This window comes from Streptomyces sp. NPDC107498 (assembly GCF_055582805.1).
Genome location: NZ_JBVJPE010000017.1, coordinates 66,465 through 84,542, shown reverse-complemented (window position 1 = coordinate 84,542; position 18,078 = coordinate 66,465). Strand labels below are relative to the sequence as shown.

At 72.1% G+C, this 18,078-nt stretch carries 19 protein-coding genes; 1 reads left to right on the top strand and 18 read right to left on the bottom strand.

From position 1 onward, the window contains the following. Positions 1–40: 40 nt before the first annotated feature. From ACZ66Z_RS26775 to rpsB, 10 genes are all read right to left on the bottom strand, one after another. On the bottom strand, positions 41–688 hold the full coding sequence (locus tag ACZ66Z_RS26775) for a dihydrofolate reductase family protein (protein WP_469937906.1): 648 nt from the start codon (positions 686–688) through the stop codon (positions 41–43). 80 nt (positions 689–768) lie between these two features. Then, on the bottom strand, positions 769–1,791 hold the full coding sequence (locus ACZ66Z_RS26770; protein WP_469937905.1) for an ABC transporter ATP-binding protein: 1,023 nt from the start codon (positions 1,789–1,791) through the stop codon (positions 769–771). Then, positions 1,791–3,404 (bottom strand): ABC transporter permease, encoded by a 1,614-nt coding sequence (locus tag ACZ66Z_RS26765; RefSeq protein WP_469937904.1) that lies wholly within the window; start codon positions 3,402–3,404, stop codon positions 1,791–1,793. The genes ACZ66Z_RS26770 and ACZ66Z_RS26765 overlap by 1 nt, the downstream gene beginning before the upstream one ends. Before the next feature lie 53 nt (positions 3,405–3,457). Continuing rightward, on the bottom strand, positions 3,458–4,549 hold the full coding sequence (locus ACZ66Z_RS26760; RefSeq protein WP_469937903.1) for a thiamine ABC transporter substrate-binding protein: 1,092 nt from the start codon (positions 4,547–4,549) through the stop codon (positions 3,458–3,460). 214 nt (positions 4,550–4,763) lie between these two features. Beyond that, positions 4,764–5,870, bottom strand: a complete 1,107-nt coding sequence (gene rlmN / locus ACZ66Z_RS26755) for a dual-specificity RNA methyltransferase RlmN (protein ID WP_093873864.1) — start codon at positions 5,868–5,870, stop codon at positions 4,764–4,766. 79 nt (positions 5,871–5,949) lie between these two features. Further along, positions 5,950–7,038 (bottom strand): phosphatidate cytidylyltransferase, encoded by a 1,089-nt coding sequence (locus ACZ66Z_RS26750; protein WP_469937902.1) that lies wholly within the window; start codon positions 7,036–7,038, stop codon positions 5,950–5,952. Further along, entirely contained in the window at positions 7,038–7,595 is a 558-nt protein-coding gene (frr, locus tag ACZ66Z_RS26745) for a ribosome recycling factor (protein WP_026057589.1), read from the bottom strand. The genes ACZ66Z_RS26750 and frr overlap by 1 nt, the downstream gene beginning before the upstream one ends. Positions 7,596–7,689: 94 nt before the next feature. Further along, positions 7,690–8,454, bottom strand: coding sequence for a UMP kinase (gene pyrH, locus ACZ66Z_RS26740; protein ID WP_469937901.1), 765 nt, complete (start codon positions 8,452–8,454; stop codon positions 7,690–7,692). Between the two features lie 163 nt (positions 8,455–8,617). Continuing rightward, on the bottom strand, positions 8,618–9,454 hold the full coding sequence (tsf, locus tag ACZ66Z_RS26735; protein ID WP_469937900.1) for a translation elongation factor Ts: 837 nt from the start codon (positions 9,452–9,454) through the stop codon (positions 8,618–8,620). 102 nt (positions 9,455–9,556) lie between these two features. Then, on the bottom strand, positions 9,557–10,453 hold the full coding sequence (gene rpsB, locus ACZ66Z_RS26730; protein WP_469937899.1) for a 30S ribosomal protein S2: 897 nt from the start codon (positions 10,451–10,453) through the stop codon (positions 9,557–9,559). A 255-nt stretch (positions 10,454–10,708) separates the two neighbouring features. Here rpsB and ACZ66Z_RS26725 point away from each other — a divergent pair, with 255 nt between their 5' ends. Further along, positions 10,709–11,158, top strand: a complete 450-nt coding sequence (locus tag ACZ66Z_RS26725) for a murein hydrolase activator EnvC family protein (RefSeq protein WP_469937898.1) — start codon at positions 10,709–10,711, stop codon at positions 11,156–11,158. Positions 11,159–11,242: 84 nt separating this feature from the next. Here ACZ66Z_RS26725 and ACZ66Z_RS26720 read toward each other — a convergent pair whose 3' ends face one another. The 8 genes from ACZ66Z_RS26720 to lepB all read right to left on the bottom strand — a co-directional run bounded on the left by ACZ66Z_RS26720 (position 11,243) and on the right by lepB (position 18,050). Next, positions 11,243–11,809, bottom strand: coding sequence for a TetR/AcrR family transcriptional regulator (locus ACZ66Z_RS26720; RefSeq protein WP_469937983.1), 567 nt, complete (start codon positions 11,807–11,809; stop codon positions 11,243–11,245). 52 nt (positions 11,810–11,861) lie between these two features. Beyond that, complete coding sequence (gene whiG / locus ACZ66Z_RS26715; RefSeq protein ID WP_190159812.1) at positions 11,862–12,698, bottom strand: RNA polymerase sigma factor WhiG; 837 nt, start codon at positions 12,696–12,698, stop codon at positions 11,862–11,864. 251 nt (positions 12,699–12,949) lie between these two features. Then, complete coding sequence (dprA, locus tag ACZ66Z_RS26710; RefSeq protein ID WP_469937897.1) at positions 12,950–14,191, bottom strand: DNA-processing protein DprA; 1,242 nt, start codon at positions 14,189–14,191, stop codon at positions 12,950–12,952. Beyond that, positions 14,188–15,801: a YifB family Mg chelatase-like AAA ATPase gene (locus ACZ66Z_RS26705; RefSeq protein ID WP_469937896.1), complete on the bottom strand. Its 1,614-nt coding sequence runs from the start codon at positions 15,799–15,801 to the stop codon at positions 14,188–14,190. The genes dprA and ACZ66Z_RS26705 overlap by 4 nt, the downstream gene beginning before the upstream one ends. Then, the gene (locus ACZ66Z_RS26700; RefSeq protein WP_469937895.1) at positions 15,801–16,166 is read right to left on the bottom strand and encodes a YraN family protein; all 366 of its coding nucleotides are present in this window, start codon (positions 16,164–16,166) and stop codon (positions 15,801–15,803) included. The genes ACZ66Z_RS26705 and ACZ66Z_RS26700 overlap by 1 nt, the downstream gene beginning before the upstream one ends. A gap of 132 nt (positions 16,167–16,298) precedes the next feature. Then, the gene (locus ACZ66Z_RS26695) at positions 16,299–16,607 is read right to left on the bottom strand and encodes a DUF2469 domain-containing protein (RefSeq protein ID WP_005311352.1); all 309 of its coding nucleotides are present in this window, start codon (positions 16,605–16,607) and stop codon (positions 16,299–16,301) included. Positions 16,608–16,662: 55 nt separating this feature from the next. Beyond that, positions 16,663–17,286, bottom strand: coding sequence for an NUDIX hydrolase (locus ACZ66Z_RS26690; protein WP_469937894.1), 624 nt, complete (start codon positions 17,284–17,286; stop codon positions 16,663–16,665). After that, positions 17,283–18,050, bottom strand: a complete 768-nt coding sequence (gene lepB / locus ACZ66Z_RS26685) for a signal peptidase I (RefSeq protein WP_469937893.1) — start codon at positions 18,048–18,050, stop codon at positions 17,283–17,285. Before lepB ends, ACZ66Z_RS26690 begins: the two co-directional genes overlap by 4 nt. Positions 18,051–18,078 lie beyond the last annotated feature (28 nt).

Genomic DNA, 18,078 nt, shown 5'->3' with positions numbered 1-18,078 from the left:
CGGGCGGCCCGGCGGGCGTGCGGCCGGTGCGGGCCGGCCGTCACTTCCGCCAGTACAGGTGGTGCGTGACGGTGCCGCCCGGGCTGGGCACGACGTCGCGGTGGAAGCGGTCGAGCAGCTCGTCGGGCGAGTCCCAGAGCTTCACCCCCGCCCCGAGCTTCACCGGCGACACCGCGACGTGCAGGGTGTCGACCAGGTCGGCGTCGAGGAACTCCCGGATGGTGGTCGCTCCGCCACCGAGCCGGACGTCCTTGCCCCGCGCCGCCTCCCGCGCCATCCCGAGCGCCGTGGCGGGGTCGGCGTCGACGAAGTGGAACGTGGTGTCGGAGAGCGTGAACGACGGGCGCGGATGGTGGGTCAGCACGAACACGGGCGTGTGGAACGGCGGCTCGTCCCCCCACCAGCCGCGCCACTCCTCGTCCCGCCAGGGCCCGCGCTGCGGACCGAACTTGTTGCGGCCCATGATCTCGGCCCCGATGTTCCGTGCGAAGTCCCGGGTGAAGTAGTCGTCGAGCCCGCGGCTGCCCCCGGGGTCGGTGCGGTTCGGCCAGCTCGCCGTGGCCCCCGCCCAGGAGAACATCTCCCCGGGATCCGCGTGCCCGAACGGCCGCTCGAGGCTCTGGCCCTCACCGGTGCCGAACCCGTCGGACGAGACCATGAAGTTCTGGACTCTGAGCAACTGGTCCACGGCTGTTCCTCCTGTGTGGTCGACGAGAAGACGACGGACGACGAGGAGACTCCCCCGGCGGGGAAAACTCATCGCACCCGCTACGGAGCGTCGTCCCCCAGCACCACCACGTCCTCCGCCCGGAACTCCACGCCCACCCCGGCGCCCTCCTCCGGCGCCTCCCGGAGCGGAAGCTCGGCCTCCAGCACGGGCCCCCCGGCCGGACGGAGCCGTACGACGACCCGGCTGCCCCGGAAGGTCCGGGACTCCACCGTCCACAGGGGACCGTCCTCCACGAGCCGCACCCCGCCCGGACGGACGAGGAGCCGCCGCTCCCCCTCCGGGGAGCCGTCCGGGACCGGCACCTTCCCCCACGCCGTCTGCGCGACCGCACCGGTCACCCGCGCCGCCACCACGTTGTCGAAGCCCAGGAACCGCGCCACGAACTCCGACGCGGGCCGCCGCCACACCTCGGCCGGCGCACCCGACTGGGCGATCCGGCCGTCCCGCATGACCACGAGCCGGTCGGCGAGCGCGAAGGCCTCGCCCTGGTCGTGGGTGACGGCCAGGACCGTCGTCCCGAGCCGGCCGAAGAGCTGCCGCAGCTCCACCACGAGCCGCTCCCGCAGGCCCCGGTCGAGCTGGCCGAGCGGCTCGTCGAGCATCAGGAGCCGGGGCCGGGGCGCCAGCGCGCGGGCGAGCGCCACCCGCTGCTGCTCGCCGCCGGAGAGCGCGGCGACGGACCGCCGTTCGGCACCGGGGAGGCCGACGAGGTCGAGCAGCTCCCGCACCCGCTCCGCCTGCTCGGCCTTCCCCGCGCCCCGCATCCGCAGGCCGAAGGAGACGTTGCCGCCGACGTCCCGCTGCGGGAAGAGCTGGTGGTCCTGGAACATCAGGCCGACGCCCCGCCGGTGCACCGGCACCCCGGCCTGGTCGGCGCCGCCGAGCAGCACCCGGCCGCCGTCGAGCGACTGGAGCCCGGCGACGGCCCGCAGCAGCGTGGACTTGCCGCTGCCGCTCGGGCCGAGCACACAGACGATCTCGTGCTCGGCGACCTCCAGGTCCACGGCGTCGAGCACGGCCCGCTCCCCGAACCGTACGGTCGCGTCCTCGATCGACAGCATCAGAACTCCCCGGAGGTCCGGTCGGTGCGGAGCCGTTCGAGCAGCAGCAGGGACACCGCGCACACCACCATCAGAATCGTCGAGAGGGCCATCGCCTGGCCGTAGTTGAGCTCCCCGGGCCGGCCGAGCAGCCGGGCCACCGCCACCGGGAGCGTCGGGCTGTCGGGCCGGGCGATGAACACGGTCGCCCCGAACTCGCCGAGCGACACCGCGAACGCGAACCCGGCCGCGATGAGCAGCGCCCGCCGCACCAGCGGCAGGTCCACCTCCCGCCAGGCCCGCCAGGGCGACGCGCCGAGCACGGCCGCCGCCTCGCGCAGCCGCTCGTCCACCGCGCGCAGGACCGGCAGCATCGTCCGTACGACGAAGGGCACGCCGACCAGGGCCTGGGCGAGCGGTACGAGGATCCAGCTGGCCCGCAGGTCGAGCGGCGGCTCGTCGAGGGTGATGAGGAAGCCGAAGCCGACGGTGACGGCGGAGACCCCGAGCGGCAGCATCAGCAGCGCGTCGAAGCCCCGGGTGAGGCGCCCGGCCCGCCTCGTGAGCGCCGCCGCCGCGAGCCCGCCGATCAGCACCGCGACGGCGGTGGCGGCCACCGCGTACCGCAGCGAGTTCCCGATCGCCTCCAGCGGCGGGACGAGGAAGGTCCCGGACTCGTCGAGCGAGCCGAGCGCCCGGTAGTAGCCGAACCCGTACCCGTGCGGCCCGGCGAGGGAACGCTCCACGAGGACGCCCAGCGGCAGCAGGATCAGCAGCGTCACCGAGAGGAGGACGCCGCCGAGCAGCGCCCACTGACCGGCGCCGCGCGGCCGGCGCGCGGTCCGCTCCGGCGCCACGAGCCGCAGGGCGGTCTCCCGCCGCCGTACCGTCCAGGCGTGCACGCCCAGGATCGCCCCGACGGCGACGAACTGGACGAGCGTGAGCACCGCCGCCGTCGGCAGGTCGAGCAGCCGGGCGGTCTGCCGGTAGATCTCGGCCTCCAGCGTGGAGTACGCGTCCCCGCCGAGGATCTGCACGACGCCGAAGGAGGTGAAGGTGAAGAGGAAGACCATCAGGGCGGCCGCCGCCACCGCCGGCACGAGCGCGGGCAGCGTCACCGTCCGCCAGGCCGTCCAGCGCGAGGCGCCGAGGACCCGGGCGGCCTCCTCCTGGCGCGGGTCGAGCTGCGACCAGAGGCCGCCGACGGTCCGGACGACGACCGCGTAGTTGAAGAAGACGTGCGCGAGGAGGATCGCCCACACGCCGGTGTCGAGCCGCACCCCCCACAACTCGTCGGTGAGCCCGCCCCGGCCGACGAGCGCCAGGAACGCCGTGCCGACGAGGACGGTCGGCAGCACGAACGGCACCGTGACGACGGCCCGCAGCACGCCCTTGCCGGGAAAGTCGAAACGGGCGAAGACGTACGCCCCCGGCAGCGCCACCAGGAGGGTGAGGCCGGTGGAGGCGAGCGCCTGCCAGACGGTGAAGCCGAGCACGTCGAGGACGTCCGGCCGGCTCAGCGTCTCGCCGATCCGGCCGAACCGCCAGGTGCCGTCGGGGCGGAGCCCCCGGTCCACGATGGACACGACGGGCCAGGCGAAGAAGATCCCGAAGAACGCGACGGGCAGGGCCATCAGCCCCAGCCTCGTCGCGCTCCCCCGGAGGTCGCGCCTCACGCCGGGACGTGCTACTTCAGGACGAGCGACGACCACTGCCGGATCCACGGGTCACGCTTCTCGGCGATCTTCTCGGGCGCCATGGTCTCCGGCTTCTCGATCACCACGCCGTGCTCGGTGAACAGCTCCGGCAGGGCCGCGTCCTTCGCCACCGGGTTGACGAACATCTGGAGCGGCATGTCCTCCTGGAACTCCTTGGAGATCAGGAAGTCGATCAGCGCCTTGCCGCCCTCGGGGTTCTTCGCGCCGTTCAGCAGGCCCGCGAACTCGGTCTGCCGGAAGCAGGTGCCGGTGGAGACGCCGGTGGGCGCCACCTTCGGCTGCGGCTCGCCGTAGAGCACCTCGACCGGGGGGCTGGAGGCGTACGACACGACCAGCGGCCGGTCGCCCTTGGCCTGCCTGCCGCCGGCCGAGCCGGAGAACTCCTGGTTGTAGGCGAGCTCCCAGCTGTCGACGGTCTTCACGCCGTTGGCCCTGAGCTTCTTCCAGTAGTCCTGCCAGCCCCCGTCGCCGTACTTCGCGGCCGTGCCGAGCAGGAAACCGAGGCCCGGGGAGGACCGCTCGGGGTTCTCCACCACCAGCAGGTCCTTGTACGCCGGCTTCGCGAGGTCGTCGAAGGTGACCGGCGGCGCCAGCTTCTTGTCCGCGAAGTACTTCTTGTCGTAGTTGACACAGATATCGCCGGAGTCGATCGGGGTGACCCGGTGCTCCCCGTCGAGCCGGTACGCGGCCGGGACCCGGTCCAGGCCCTTCGCCTCGTACGGGACGAAGATCCCGTTGTCGAGGGCGCGGGACAGCAGCGTGTTGTCGACGCCGAAGAAGACGTCGCCCTGCGGAGAGCCCTTGGTCAGGATCTCCTTGTTGACGGCCTCGCCGGCGTCGCCGCTCTTCAGCACCTTGACGGTGAAGCCGGTCCGCTCGGTGAAGTCCGCCAGCACCTCCTTGGAGGCGTTGAAGGAGTCGTGGCTCACGAGGGTGACGCTCCTGGACGCGGGCGCGCCGCTCTTGCCCGCCGCCGGGGCGTCCTCGCTGCCGCACGCGGCCAGGCCGGTGACGCCGAGCGCCGCGACGATCGCGACGGCGGCGGCCTTCTTGATGCTCACTGAGATTCCTCCTGGGTGTGACCAGGAAGAGACGCGGCCCCGCCCGCGTCCGGGGACGCGGGCAGGGCGCAACAGCTTGAGTTACGACCGAACTTCCTACCCAGAATGACCTGGGCGAGGTTCAGAGGGTCTGCGGTCTACGGTTACCGCACTCTCAGCGCTGTGGCGCTCCCCTGTCGGAATATGGAGATGTGTTCGAGCTCAGACTACAAGGTCAGCGCTCGGTGGCCGCGAGCTGTCCACAGGCACCGTCGATCTCCTGACCGCGGGTGTCCCGCACGGTCACCGGCACGCCGTGGCGGGCGATCGCCTCGACGAAGGCCTTCTCGTCCTCCGGGCGGGACGCCGTCCACTTCGAGCCGGGCGTCGGGTTCAGCGGGATCAGGTTGACGTGCACCCGCTTGCCCTTGAGCAGCCGGCCCAGCAGGTCGCCGCGCCAGGCCTGGTCGTTGATGTCCCGGATGAGGGCGTACTCGATGGAGATCCGGCGCCCGGACTTCTCCGCGTACTCCCAGGCCGCGTCGAGGACCTCGCGGACCTTCCAGCGCGTGTTGACCGGCACCAGGGTGTCGCGCAGCTCGTCGTCGGGCGCGTGCAGCGAGACCGCGAGCCGGCACTTGAAGCCCTCGTCGGCGAAGCGGAGCATCGCGGGCACGAGACCGACGGTGGAGACGGTGATGCCGCGCTGCGAGAGCCCGAGCCCGTCCGGCTCGGGGTCCGTCAGCCTGCGGATCGCCCCGACCACGCGCTTGTAGTTGGCGAGCGGCTCGCCCATGCCCATGAACACGATGTTGGAGAGCCGCGCCGGCCCCCCGGGCACCTCCCCGTCCCGAAGGGCCCGCATCCCGTCCACGATCTGGTGCACGATCTCGGCGGTCGACAGGTTCCGGTCGAGCCCCGCCTGCCCGGTCGCGCAGAACGGACAGTTCATCCCGCAGCCGGCCTGCGAGGAGATGCACATGGTCACCCGGTCCGGGTAGCGCATGAGCACCGACTCCACGAGCGTGCCGTCGTGCAGCCGCCACAGGGTCTTGCGGGTGGTGTCGTCGTCGCACGAGATGTGCCGCACCACGGACATCAGGTCGGGCAGCAGCTCCCCGGCCAGCTTCTCCCGCGAGGCGGCCGGGATGTCGGTCCACTCGGCGGGGTCGTGCGCGTACCGCGCGAAGTAGTGCGTGGACAGCTGCTTGGCGCGGAAGGGCTTCTCGCCGATCGCGGCGACGGCCTCCTTCCGCTCGGCGGGCGAGAGGTCGGCCAGGTGCCGCGGCGGCTTCTTGGCTCCGCGGGGGGCGACGAAAGTGAGTTCTCCGGGCTTGGGCATGGTGCTACCAGTGTCGCAGACGTACGGAGAAGGGCCCGCCGTCAACCGGACGGCGGGCCCTTCTCCACGAAACCGCCGGTCAGGCCGTTCCCACGAACAACGCCAGCAGCAGCCACACCACCGGCGCCGTCGGGAGCAGCGAGTCCAGTCGGTCCATGATGCCGCCGTGCCCCGGCAGCAGCGTGCCCATGTCCTTGATGCCCAGGTCGCGCTTGATCATGGACTCGCCGAGGTCGCCGAGCGTCGCGCTCGCCGCCACCGCCAGACCGAGGATCAGGCCCTGCCACCAGAGACCGCCGTCGATCAGGAACTCCATGCACAGCGCGCCCGCCGCCATCGCGAACGTCACCGCGCCGACCAGACCCTCCCGGGTCTTGCCGGGGCTGATCCGCGGGGCCAGCTTGTGCTTGCCGAAGCGCCAGCCGATCGCGTACGCCCCGGTGTCGCTGACCACCGTCAGGATCAGGAAGGTCAGCACCCGCTGCGGCCCGTCGTCCGCGGCCAGCAGCAGCGCCACGAAGGTCGCCAGGAACGGCACGTAGAACGCGGCGAACACCCCCGCCGTGACGTCCTTCAGGTAGCCCTCGGGCGGCTCCGTCATCCGCCAGACGAGCACCGCGAGCGCCGTCAGCGCCATCGCCACCCAGGCGCCCTCGGGGCCCCGGACGTAGCCGGCGACGACCATTGCCGCGCCGCCGACCGCGAGCGGGACCAGCGGAGCCCTGATCGCCTTGCGCTCCTGGAGGCGGGAGGTGAGTTCCCACAGGCCGACGACCACGGCGACCGCTATCACTCCGACGAACGCCGGCTTCCAGATGAACAGCGACGCGATGATGACGGCACCGAGACCGACCCCGACCCCTATGGCCGCACCCAGGTCACGGCCCGCGCTCTTCTTCTGCCGGGGCGGCGGAGGCGGGGTGGGGCTGGACATGGGCTCCTGCGGGTGCTCGTGCGGCGTCTCGTCGCGGAACAGGGGACCGCTCGGGTGAGCGGCCCCCCGGCCGTGACCGTCCTGGAATCCGCCGGCGGGAACGTCGGGCACGATGGGCATGGGCCGAGTCTGCGCCGCCTGATGCCTATCGTATGCGGGACCCGCCGGGGCAGGCCCCTGGTCGGGTCCCCCACGGCCGGAACCGGCCGGGGCCCCCCAGGAAGAGTCGTTCATCAGACCTCGAGCAGCTCGGCTTCCTTGTGCTTGAGCAGCTCGTCCACCTGCGCCACGTACTTCGCGGTGGTGTCGTCGAGCTCCTTCTCGGCGCGGCGGCCCTCGTCCTCGCCGACCTCGCCGTCCTTGACGAGCTTGTCGATGGTCTCCTTGGCCTTGCGGCGCACCGAGCGGATCGAGATCTTCGAGTCCTCGGCCTTGCCCTTGGCGACCTTGATGTACTCCCGGCGGCGCTCCTCGGTCAGCTCGGGGAACACCACCCGGATGATGTTGCCGTCGTTGCTCGGGTTGACCCCGAGGTCCGAGTCCCGGATCGCCTGCTCGATGTTGCGCAGGGCGCTCTTGTCGAACGGCGTCACCACGGCCATGCGCGGCTCCGGGACGGAGAAGGACGCCAGCTGGTTGATGGGGGTGATGGCACCGTAGTAGTCGGCCACGATCTTGTTGAACATCGCCGGGTGCGCACGGCCGGTGCGGATCGCGGCGAAGTCCTCCTTGGCGACCACGACGGCCTTCTCCATCTTCTCCTCGGCCTCGAGGAGGGTCTCTTCGATCACCACTTGCTCCTGCGTGTCGTCGCGTTGTGTCCTGCACGGTGTACGACCGGCAGGGCTCTGTCCATCCCCTTGCGGGGCGGTTCCCCGGTTCGGGTCAGGCCCGGGTGCCCTGGTCGCTCACGAGCGTGCCGATCTTCTCACCCTTCACCGCGCGAGCGATATTGCCCTCGGTGAGCAGTTCGAAGACGAGGATCGGGAGGTCGTTGTCCCGGCACAGGGTGATGGCGGTGGCGTCGGCGACCTTGAGGTCGCGGGAGAGCACCTCGCCGTACTCGAGCGCGTCGAACTTGACCGCGTCCGGGTTGGTCTTCGGGTCGGAGTCGTAGACCCCGTCGACACCGTTCTTGCCCATGAGCAGGGCCTCGGCGTCGATCTCGAGGGCCCGCTGCGCGGCGGTCGTGTCGGTGGAGAAGTACGGCATGCCCATGCCGGCACCGAAGATGACCACGCGGCCCTTCTCCAGGTGGCGCACGGCGCGCAGCGGAATGTACGGCTCGGCGACCTGGCCCATCGTGATGGCGGTCTGGACCCGGGAGTCGATGCCCTCCTTCTCCAGGAAGTCCTGGAGGGCGAGGCAGTTCATCACCGTGCCGAGCATGCCCATGTAGTCGGAGCGGGCCCGGTCCATGCCGCGCTGCTGGAGCTCGGCGCCGCGGAAGAAGTTGCCGCCGCCGATCACGATCGCGATCTCCGCGCCGTCGCGGACGACGGCCGCGATCTCACGCGCGATGGCGTGCACGACGTCGGGGTCGACACCCAGGCCGGTACCGCCGGAGAAGGCTTCTCCGGACAGCTTCAGCATGTAGCGGCCGGCCTTCTTGCCGTTGTTGTCGTCGCCCTGTACGGCGCCCTGGTTCATGGAGATCTCCTCGTGCACATACGAAGGAGGCCATTGCCTTGGGTCCTCGCGGTATCCCGTACGGCAATGGCCTCCTCGTCAGATCTGCGGTCGTCCTGCGCGTGCGCGGACGACTGCTTCAGACCCTACCGGGGTCCGGTGTCCGTCGCGTTCGCGTACGGACTCAGATGCCGACCTTGATGCGGGTGAAGCGCTTCAGGGTGACACCGGCCTCGTCCAGGATCTGCTGGACGGACTTCTTGTTGTCAAGGGCGTACGGCTGGCCGAGCAGCGTCGCGTCCTTGAAGAAGCCGTTCACGCGACCCTCGACGATCTTCGGGAGCGCGGCCTCGGGCTTGCCCTCGGCGCGGGTGGTCTCCTCGGCGACGCGACGCTCGGTCTCGACGACCTCGGCCGGGACGTCCTCACGGGTGAGGTACTTCGGCGCGAAGGCGGCGATGTGCTGGGCGACACCCTTGGCGACCTCGGCGGCGGCCTTGTCGAACTCGACGAGGACACCGATCTGCGGCGGGAGGTCCGGCATCGTGCGGTGCATGTACGCGTAGACGAAGCCGTCGGCGTACTGCGCGAAGCGGTCCAGGACGATCTTCTCGCCGAGGTTGGCGTTGGCCTCGTCGACGTACGCCTGCACGGTCTTGCCGGCCTCGATCTCGGAGGCGAGCAGCGCCTCCAGGTCGGCCGGGGCGGTGGCGGCGACGTGCTTGGCCAGCTCGGCGGCGACGGCCTGGAACTTGTCACCCTTGGCGACGAAGTCCGTCTCGCACTTCAGCTCGACGAGGACGCCGGAGGTGTTGTCGTCGGCGATGAGGGAGACCACGGCGCCGTTCTCGGCAGAGCGGCCCTCGCGCTTGGCGACGCCCTTCTGACCCTTGATGCGGAGCGCCTCGACGGCCTTGTCGACGTTGCCGTCGGCCTCGTCCAGGGCCTTCTTGCAGTCCATCATGCCGGCGCCGGTGAGCTCGCGGAGCTTCTTGACGTCAGCGGCGGTGTAGTTCGCCATGAGTCTGTTTCTCTCTCGAAGTCTGAAAGATCGGGCGGGTCCACGGGTGGACGGCGGGGGCTTCGTGGGCCCCCGCCGTCGTCACCCGAAGGTCCTGGAGGGTCAGGCCTGCTCGGCGTCCGCGGCCGGAGCCTCGGCGGCAGCCTCGGCCTCGGCCGGAGCAGCCTCGGCCTCGGCCGGGGCGGCCTCGGCGGCGGGGGCCTCGGCCTCGTCGGCCTTCTTCTCGCCCTCGAGCAGGTCGCGCTCCCACTCGGCGAGCGGCTCGCCCTGGGCCTTCTCGCCCGGCTTCGAGTCGCCGGTCGCGGCGCCGGAACGGGCGATGAGGCCCTCGGCGACGGCGTCGGCGATCACGCGGGTGAGCAGGGTGACGGAGCGGATCGCGTCGTCGTTGCCCGGGATCTTGTAGTCGACCTCGTCGGGGTCGCAGTTGGTGTCGAGGATCGCGACGACCGGGATGTGGAGCTTGCGCGCCTCACCGACGGCGATGTGCTCCTTCTTGGTGTCGACGATCCAGACGGCGCTCGGCACCTTCTGCATCTCGCGGATACCACCGAGGGTCTTCTCCAGCTTGGCCTTCTCGCGGGAGAGGACCAGGAGCTCCTTCTTGGTGAGACCCGAGGCGGCGACGTCCTCGAAGTCGATCTGCTCGAGCTCCTTGAGGCGCTGCAGACGCTTGTAGACGGTGGAGAAGTTGGTGAGCATGCCACCGAGCCAACGCTGGTTGACGTACGGCATGCCGACACGCGTCGCCTGCTCGGCGATGGCCTCCTGGGCCTGCTTCTTCGTACCGACGAACATGATGGAGCCGCCGTGCGCGACGGTCTCCTTGACGAACTCGTAGGCGCGGTCGATGTACGACAGCGACTGGAGCAGGTCGATGATGTAGATGCCGTTGCGCTCGGTGAAGATGAAGCGCTTCATCTTCGGGTTCCAGCGACGGGTCTGGTGACCGAAGTGGACGCCGCTCTCCAGCAGCTCCCGCATCGTGACGACGGCCATGGCCGTATCTCCTTGAGTTTCTCGGTTGTGTTCCTGACGCCCCGGCGCGCCGTGCCGCGAAGGACCGAAAGGCGCTGCCACCCGCCTCGAGGAAGGATGGCGGGGCGTGCGAAGTCGACCCGGTGACCCGAGTCGCCATAGGAAGTGTACGGGACCCCGGGAGCACTGGGTGACGACGCTGTCCACAACGGGCGAGCGATCCACAGATACCGCCCGCGCCCCTCCCGGCCCGCACGGCCGGGAGAGTCTTCCCCCATGCATCTGACGACCGTGTTCCTCGCCGTGGCCCTCCTGTGGCCGGTGGGCCCTCCCCCGCCGGAGATCCTCCGCGGCTGGCAGCCCCCGCCCGGCCCGTACGCCGCCGGTCACCGCGGCGTCGACCTCGCCGCACCCCCGGGCACCCCGGTGCTCGCCCCGGCCGCGGGCACGATCGCCTTCGCGGGCCCGGTGGGCGGCCGCGGCGCCGTCACCCTGACCCTCCCGGGCACCGGCACTCCCCCGCTGCGCACCACCTTCACCCCGGTGACCCCCCTGGTACCACCCGGCACCCGGGTGTCGCCGGGCACACCGATCGCCCGGGTCGCGGAGGGCACCCACTGCCCGGCGTCCTGCCTCCACTGGGGCCTCCTCAGGGGCGAGGAGTACCTGAACCCCCTCCTCCTGACGAGGAGGCCCCCGTCACGCCTGCTCCCCCTCAGAAACTGATCACGAACTGGAGGGGCGGGGGAGAGGGGAGGGAGGGGTGGGGGGAGGGGGCGGGGGGGGGATCCCCCCCCGCTGATTGATCGGTCAGGCCTGGGGGCCGGCGACGCCGTGGAGGGCCATCGTGACCGCCGCCTCGGCGATGTCCGCGGGATCCTCGGCCGCGCCGAGCTCGATGCGGCGGACGGCGGCGTCGACGACGCCCTGGAGCAGCATGGCGCCCAGGCGGGGCTGGGGCTGACCCAGGGCGGCGAGGGCTTCGACGATCATGGTGACGAGTCCGCCGTGGGCCGCGCGGATCTTCTCGCGGGCGCCGTCGTCCAGTTCGCTCGCCGAGATGGCGACGACCGCCCGGTGGCGCCGGTCCCCGACCAGGTCGAGCTGGGTGCGGACGTACGCCTCGACCTTGCCGTGCGGCGTCTCCGCGCCGGCCATGGCGGCCTCGACCTCGGCGGCCCAGACGGGGAAGTCGACGGCGCAGAGCTCTTCGACGACGGCGGCGCGGGACCGGAAGTACTCGTAGACCGACGAGCGGGCCAGGCCCGTGCGCTCGGCGAGGGCGGGGAAGGTCAGCGCCTCCGTACCCCCCTCGGACAGCAGGGAACGCGCGGCGTCCAGGAGGGCGCCGCGCTGCATCGTCCGGTGCTCGGCCACCGAGGCCGCTCGAATCCTGGGCACGGCTCCACTGTACGACCGGCCCGCAAGGTCAGCGCCCGACGTCGGCCAGCTTGGCGCGGAGCTGCAGGACGGACTTGGTGTGGATCTGGCTGACGCGGCTCTCGGTGACGCCGAGGACGTGGCCGATCTCGGCGAGGGTCAGGCCCTCGTAGTAGTAGAGCGTGACGACGGTCTTCTCCCGTTCGGGAAGCGTGTTGATGGCGCGGGCGAGCAGTCGGCGCAGCTCGCGGTCCTCGGCGACCTCGACGGGGTTGTCGGCGGCGGTGTCCTCGAGGGTGTCCATGAGGGAGAGGCGGTCGCCGCCCTCGCCTCCGACGTGCAGCAGCTCTTCCAGGGCCACCACGTTCGCCAGGGACAACTGGCTGAAGACGGCGTGCAGTTCCTCCAGCGTGATGTCCATCTCCGCGGCGACCTCGCTCTCGGAGGGGGTGCGCCGGAGCTGGGCTTCGAGGGTGGCGTAGGCGCGCTCGACGTTGCGGGCCTTCTGGCGGACCGAGCGCGGGATCCAGTCCAGGGCACGGAGCTCGTCGATCATGGCGCCGCGGATGCGGGTGATGGCGTACGTCTCGAACTTGATCGCGCGCTCGACGTCGAACTTCTCGATGGCGTCGATGAGGCCGAAGACCCCGGAGGAGACGAAGTCGGCCTGCTCCACGTTGGACGGCAGCCCCACGCTGACCCGTCCCGCGACGTATTTGACGAGCGGTGAGTAGTGGAGGATCAGCTGCTCCCGCAGCCGCTCGTCGCCGGTGTCCTTGTACGAGCGCCACAGCTCGTCGAGCGAGGTCGGTGCGGACGGTCGCACGGTGCCCCGGGCTGCTGGGGGCACCGCAGCGCGGTCAGACCCGGAGGTGTGCTGGGGCATGCGTCGCCTTGAGCCGTTCTGCTGTCGGGTGTGTCGGAGTGGGTGTCCTGAAAGGTGTCCTGGAGGGAATCCTCGTGAGCGTAGCGTGAGTGCGCCGTCGCAGTGCGCGAACATCGGCGGATCGCGCCGCTCCGGGTGGAGGCCGTCGGCCACATCTTCGAACCGGGGCCGTGGCGCGTGTCGGCCCCCCGGACGCGGCCGGGAGAACTCGGTTGTTCATCTCCGTCAGCCTTTCACCCGAATGCTCCGGGTCAAGGACCGCCTCGCCGCGCGTTCGACGCTTCTGTCGCGGTGTTCGTCAACCTCCATCCCTCCCCGTGACGCTCGACGAAGCCGAGCGAGTGGAGTTCGTACAGCTTGGCGAGGGTGTCGTCGGGGGTGGTGCCGGCGCGGCGGGCGATGACGGTGGTCGGTGTGGGGCCGCGGGCAGGGACCGCTTCGAGGACGTGCGCGGTGGCGGGGGCGAGGAGGTCGCGGGGCAGGAGGGGGCCGCGGCGCGCGGGGGCGAGCTGGCCGATGTCGCCGACGAGTTCGACGATCTCGTCGGCATCGGTGACGAGGGTGGCGTCGCCGCGCAGGAGTTCGTGGACGCCGGCGGAGAGGGCGCTGGTGACGGGGCCGGGGACGCCCATGGTGTGGCGGCCGAGGCGCCCGGCGGCGCGGGCGGTGACGAGGGAGCCGCTGCGGTGCTGGGCCTCGACGACGACCGTGCCTCGGGTGAGGGCGGCGATGACGCGGTTCCGGAGGATGAAGCGGCTGGGTGTGGGGTGGCTGTCGGGCGGCAACTCGCTGATGACGAGGCCCTGTTCCGCGATGCGTCGGATGAGTCGGTCGTGACCGCGGGGGTACGGGGTGTCGACGCCGCAGGCGAGGACGGCGACGGTGGCGCCGTCGGCGGCGAGGGCGCCCCGGTGGGCGGCGCCGTCGATGCCGTAGGCGGCTCCGGAGACGACGACCCAGCCCTGCCGGCTGAGGCCGGCGGCGAGGTCGGCGGCGGTGTGGGCGCCGTACGGGGTGCAGGCGCGGGCGCCGACGAGGGCGACGGAGCGCAGGGCCCAGGTGCGCAGGTCGGCCGGTCCTCGGACCCAGAGGCCGAGGGGGCGGGAGTCTCCGAGGTCGTCGAGTTGACGTGGCCATTCGGGGTCGCCGGGGACGAGGAAGCGGCCGCCGAGGCCGTGGACGGCGTCGAGGTCGTGGCCGGGGCGGGCGTCGGTGGCGCGTCGTCGCCAGGAGGCGACGCGTTTGGCTCCGGTGCCGGGGAAGGGGGCGGCTCCGTCCCCGGCGTGGAGCAGGCGGTCGAGGAAGCCGGTGGCGCCGTACTGACGGAGCCACCGGCCGGCGTGCTCGTCGCCGGGTTCGACGGCGCGGCTGAGGGTGGCACGGGCCAGCCGTTCGTCGGTGGGGACGGCGGGAGCGGTGGGCGCGCTCGGGGCGGTGGAAGTGGCGGGAGCGGTGGAGTCGCTCGGGGCGGTGGGGGCGGGGTCGGGGGTCATGCGGGCTCTCCCGCTCCGACGGGCACGCCTCGGGCCACGCCGGTGCGCAGTTCGAGGGCGAGGGCGATGTCCTGGCTGTCGGGTCGGTCGTGTCCGGCGAGGTCGGCGACGGTCCAGGCCACGCGGAGGACGCGGTCGAGGCCGCGGGCGGTGAGCAGTCCGCGTTCGACGTCGCGCTCGGCGGCGGCGAGGGCGCCGGGTGCGGCGAGGTGGCGGGTGCGGAGCTCGTGTCCGGGGACCTCGCTGTTCACCCTCCAGGGGGTGTCGGCGAGACGGGCGGCGGCCCTGGCCCGGGCGTCGTGGACCCGGGCGGCGACGGTGGCGGTGGTCTCGCCCCGGCCGCCCTGTCCGAGGAGGTCGGCGCGCGTGACGGGTTCGGCTTCCACGCGGAGGTCGACGCGGTCGAGCAGGGGCCCGGAGAGCCGTGCCTGGTAGCGGCGGACGAGGGAGGCGGGGCATTCGCATCCGGCGCCGTACAGCGTGTGCCGGCCGCAGGGGCAGGGGTTGGCGGCGAGGGCGAGGAGGAAGCGGGCGGGGAGGCGGACGACGCCGGCGGCGCGGGCGATGACGACGTGCCCGGATTCGAGGGGCTGGCGCAGTGCGTCGAGGACCTTGCCGGAGAACTCGGGGGCTTCGTCGAGGAAGAGCACGCCGCGGTGGGCCAGGGAGACGGCCCCGGGTTTGGGGAGGCCGTTTCCGCCGCCGACGAGGGACTGCATGGTGGCGGAGTGGTGGGGTGCGCAGTAGGGGGCGCGGCGGACGAGGGGTTCGCCGGGCGGGAGGATGCCGGCGACGGAGTGGACGGCGGTGACTTCCAGGGATTCCTGTCGGGTGAGGGGCGGGAGGATGCCGGGGAGGCGCTCGGCCAGCATGGTCTTTCCCGCGCCCGGCGGGCCGGAGAGGAGCAGGTGGTGGCCGCCCGCCGCGGCGACCTCCAGGGCGAGGCGGGCCCGGTGCTGGCCGGCGACGTCGGCGAGGTCGGGGCCTTCGGCGGGTTCGGCGGCGAGTCCGGTGCCGATGCCGGCGCCGGGGACGAGGAGTCCGGCGAGCATGGCGTCGGGTCGGCCCTCCTCGCAGGCCTCCTCGTCGGGGACGGGTTCGTCGGTGAGGACGGCGATCAGCTGGCGGAGGGTGCGGACGCCGAGGACGGAGACGCCGGGGACGAGGGAGGCCTCGCCGGCGGTCTGTTCGGGGACGACGACCTGGCCGTATCCGGCTTCGGCGGCGGCGAGGACGGCGGGCAGGACGCCGCGGACGGGTCGGACGCGTCCGTCGAGGCCGAGTTCGCCGATGAGGACGAGGTCGGCGATGGTGCGCGGGTCGATCCGCTCGGCGGCGCCGAGGACCGCCGCGGCGACGGCGAGGTCGAATCCGCTGCCGCCCTTGGGGACGGATGCCGGGCTGAGGCCGACGGTCAGCTTCTTCTGGGGCCATTCGGCGCCGGAGTTGACGACGGCGGCGCGGACCCGGTCGCGGCTCTCGCTGAGGCTCTTGTCGGGGAGGCCGACGAGGGCGAAGGCGGCGACGCCGGGTTCGAGGTCGGCCTGGACCTCGACGACGACGCCTTCGACGCCGACGAGGGCGACGGAGCAGGTGCGGGCGAATCCCATCAGGCCACCCCCTGGGCGTGGGTGAGGACGGGGGCGCCCTTGCGCGGCAGGACGATGCCGACGAGGTCGATGCGGACGCCGCCGGCGGGGGCCGGGGTGTCGTTGCGGTCGAGCCAGCAGGCGGCGAGGCGGCGGAGCCGTTCGGCCTTGCGGGGGGTGACGGCGGCCATCGGGTGCTCGTAGGGGCCGTCGCGCCGGGTCTTGACCTCGCAGATGACGAGGGTGTCGCCGTCGCGGGCGACGATGTCGATCTCGCCGGTCCGGCCGCAGCGCCAGTTGCGGGCGAGGATGTGCATGCCGGTCGCGGTGAGCCGGCGGGTCGCCAGCTCCTCTCCGTACCGTCCGAGGGCTTGGGTCCTGTTCATGCGGTACCACCTCCGTCACCGACTGTGACGGGGTGCGGCGGACCGCGTGCGACGCTGTGGAGGGCCGGGGGGCTGTGGAGAACCCGATCACCCCTGAGGGTGATTCGGGCCGGTGGGGCGCGGGCGGCGGCCTCAGCTGCCGGGGAGTTCGAGGTCGCTCTTGTTGAGCTCCTCGATGTTCACGTCCTTGAAGGTCAGGACGCGGACCTGCTTGACGAACCTGGCGGGCCGGTACATGTCCCAGACCCAGGCGTCGGCCATGCTGACCTCGAAGAACACCTCGCCCTGCACCGAGTGCACCTGCATCTCGTAGTCGTTGGTGAGGTAGAAGCGCCGCTCGGTCTCGATCACGTATTTGAACAGCCCGACGACGTCGCGGTACTCCCGGTAGAGCTTCAGCTCCATCTCGGTCTCGTACTTCTCGAGGTCCTCGGCGCTCATGGCATGTTCCCCTTCAGCCGTGCGTCCCCCTATTGTGCGCCAGCCGTACGCGCCCCTAAACGATTTCCGGGGCGAGAACCACCGGCGCACCCGGAGGTCCCTCGTCGAGCAGCGTGCGCAGCAGCTCGGCGAGCCTGGTCGGGTACACCGTCTCACGGGCCGCCGACAGTTCGGCGGAGGTCCACCATCTCAGCCCCGCGAGGCTGCGGGTCTCCAGTTCCGTGAGGGCCCGCGGCCGGGTCGGGGCCTCCGTCCCGCGGACGCGGGCCAGGTAGTACCACTCGTCCTGGTCCCAGCGGCGCCCGTCGAAGGGGAAGGAGCAGTACCGCTTCCAGAGCACGGGGCCGAGGTCGACCTCGGTGATGCCGGTCTCCTCGGCGAGTTCGCGCAGTGCCGCCTCCTCCCGGGTCTCGTCGCCCTCCACGCCGCCGCCGGGGGTGAACCACCAGGCGTCGTCCGGGTCGTCGGGCTCGTGGCCGTGCAGGAGCAGGATGCGGTCGTCCGGGTCGAGCAGGATGACGCGGGCGACCCGCCGCCGCCCGGAGCCCGCCTCCGGCGCGGGTTCCCGACCCGCCGAAAACGCCGCCTCCGGCGCGGGTTCCGGACCCGCCGAAAGCACCGCCTCCGGCGCGGGTCCCGGAGGCGCAGCCCCCGGCTCCGGGGTCTCCGTGTCCGTCATGCCTCCACCCTCTCGCGCGCGCCCGGCTTCGCCCCGTCGGACCCGCGGCGGGTCAGGCGGCGCGCCACCGGCCCGTACGCCGATCCCCCCAGGATCAGGACGGTGCCGGCCACGACGGCCGTGAGGAGCGCTTCGAAGGGGCCCGGCCGCGAGATGCCGCCCGGGAGGCCGGCGAAGCCCGTGGGCGGCTCCAGGAGCCCCTTGGCGGGCCAGACGACGGCGTCGACCCTGCCGACGACCATGGAGCGGGGCACGGAGCCCCGACCGGCGTCCTCCATGTGCGAGCGGGAGTCCATCGAGATGTGCCGGTCGTCGCCGAGCAGGAAGAGGTTGCCCGGGGGGACGGTCACGGAGAACTCCCGGCCCGAGGCGGTCGTGCGGCCACCGGAGCCGGATCGCAGGTACGGCTCGTCGACGGGCGCGCCGTTGACGGTGAGCCGCCCGTCCCGGTCGCAGCAGGCGACGGTGTCGCCGCCGACGGCGACGACCCGCTTGACCATGGGTGAGGAACCCCAGAGGGGGTCGTCGAAGACGACGACGTCGCCGCGCCGCACCTCGTCGCCGTCGATCCGCTGGGCGAGGATCTTGGACCCGACGTCGAGGGTCGGGGTCATGGAGTCGGTGGGGACGGTGTACGGCTGGTAGAGCACGGCCCCCCAGACGAATCCGCCGAGGAACAGCACACAGCCGACGGCCACGGCCAGCCCCGACAGCACGCTGCCGAGGCGGCCGCGGCCGCCCTTGGTCCGTATGGTTCCGCTCATGTGCGCACCCCGCAGGTCTGTCGGCGGA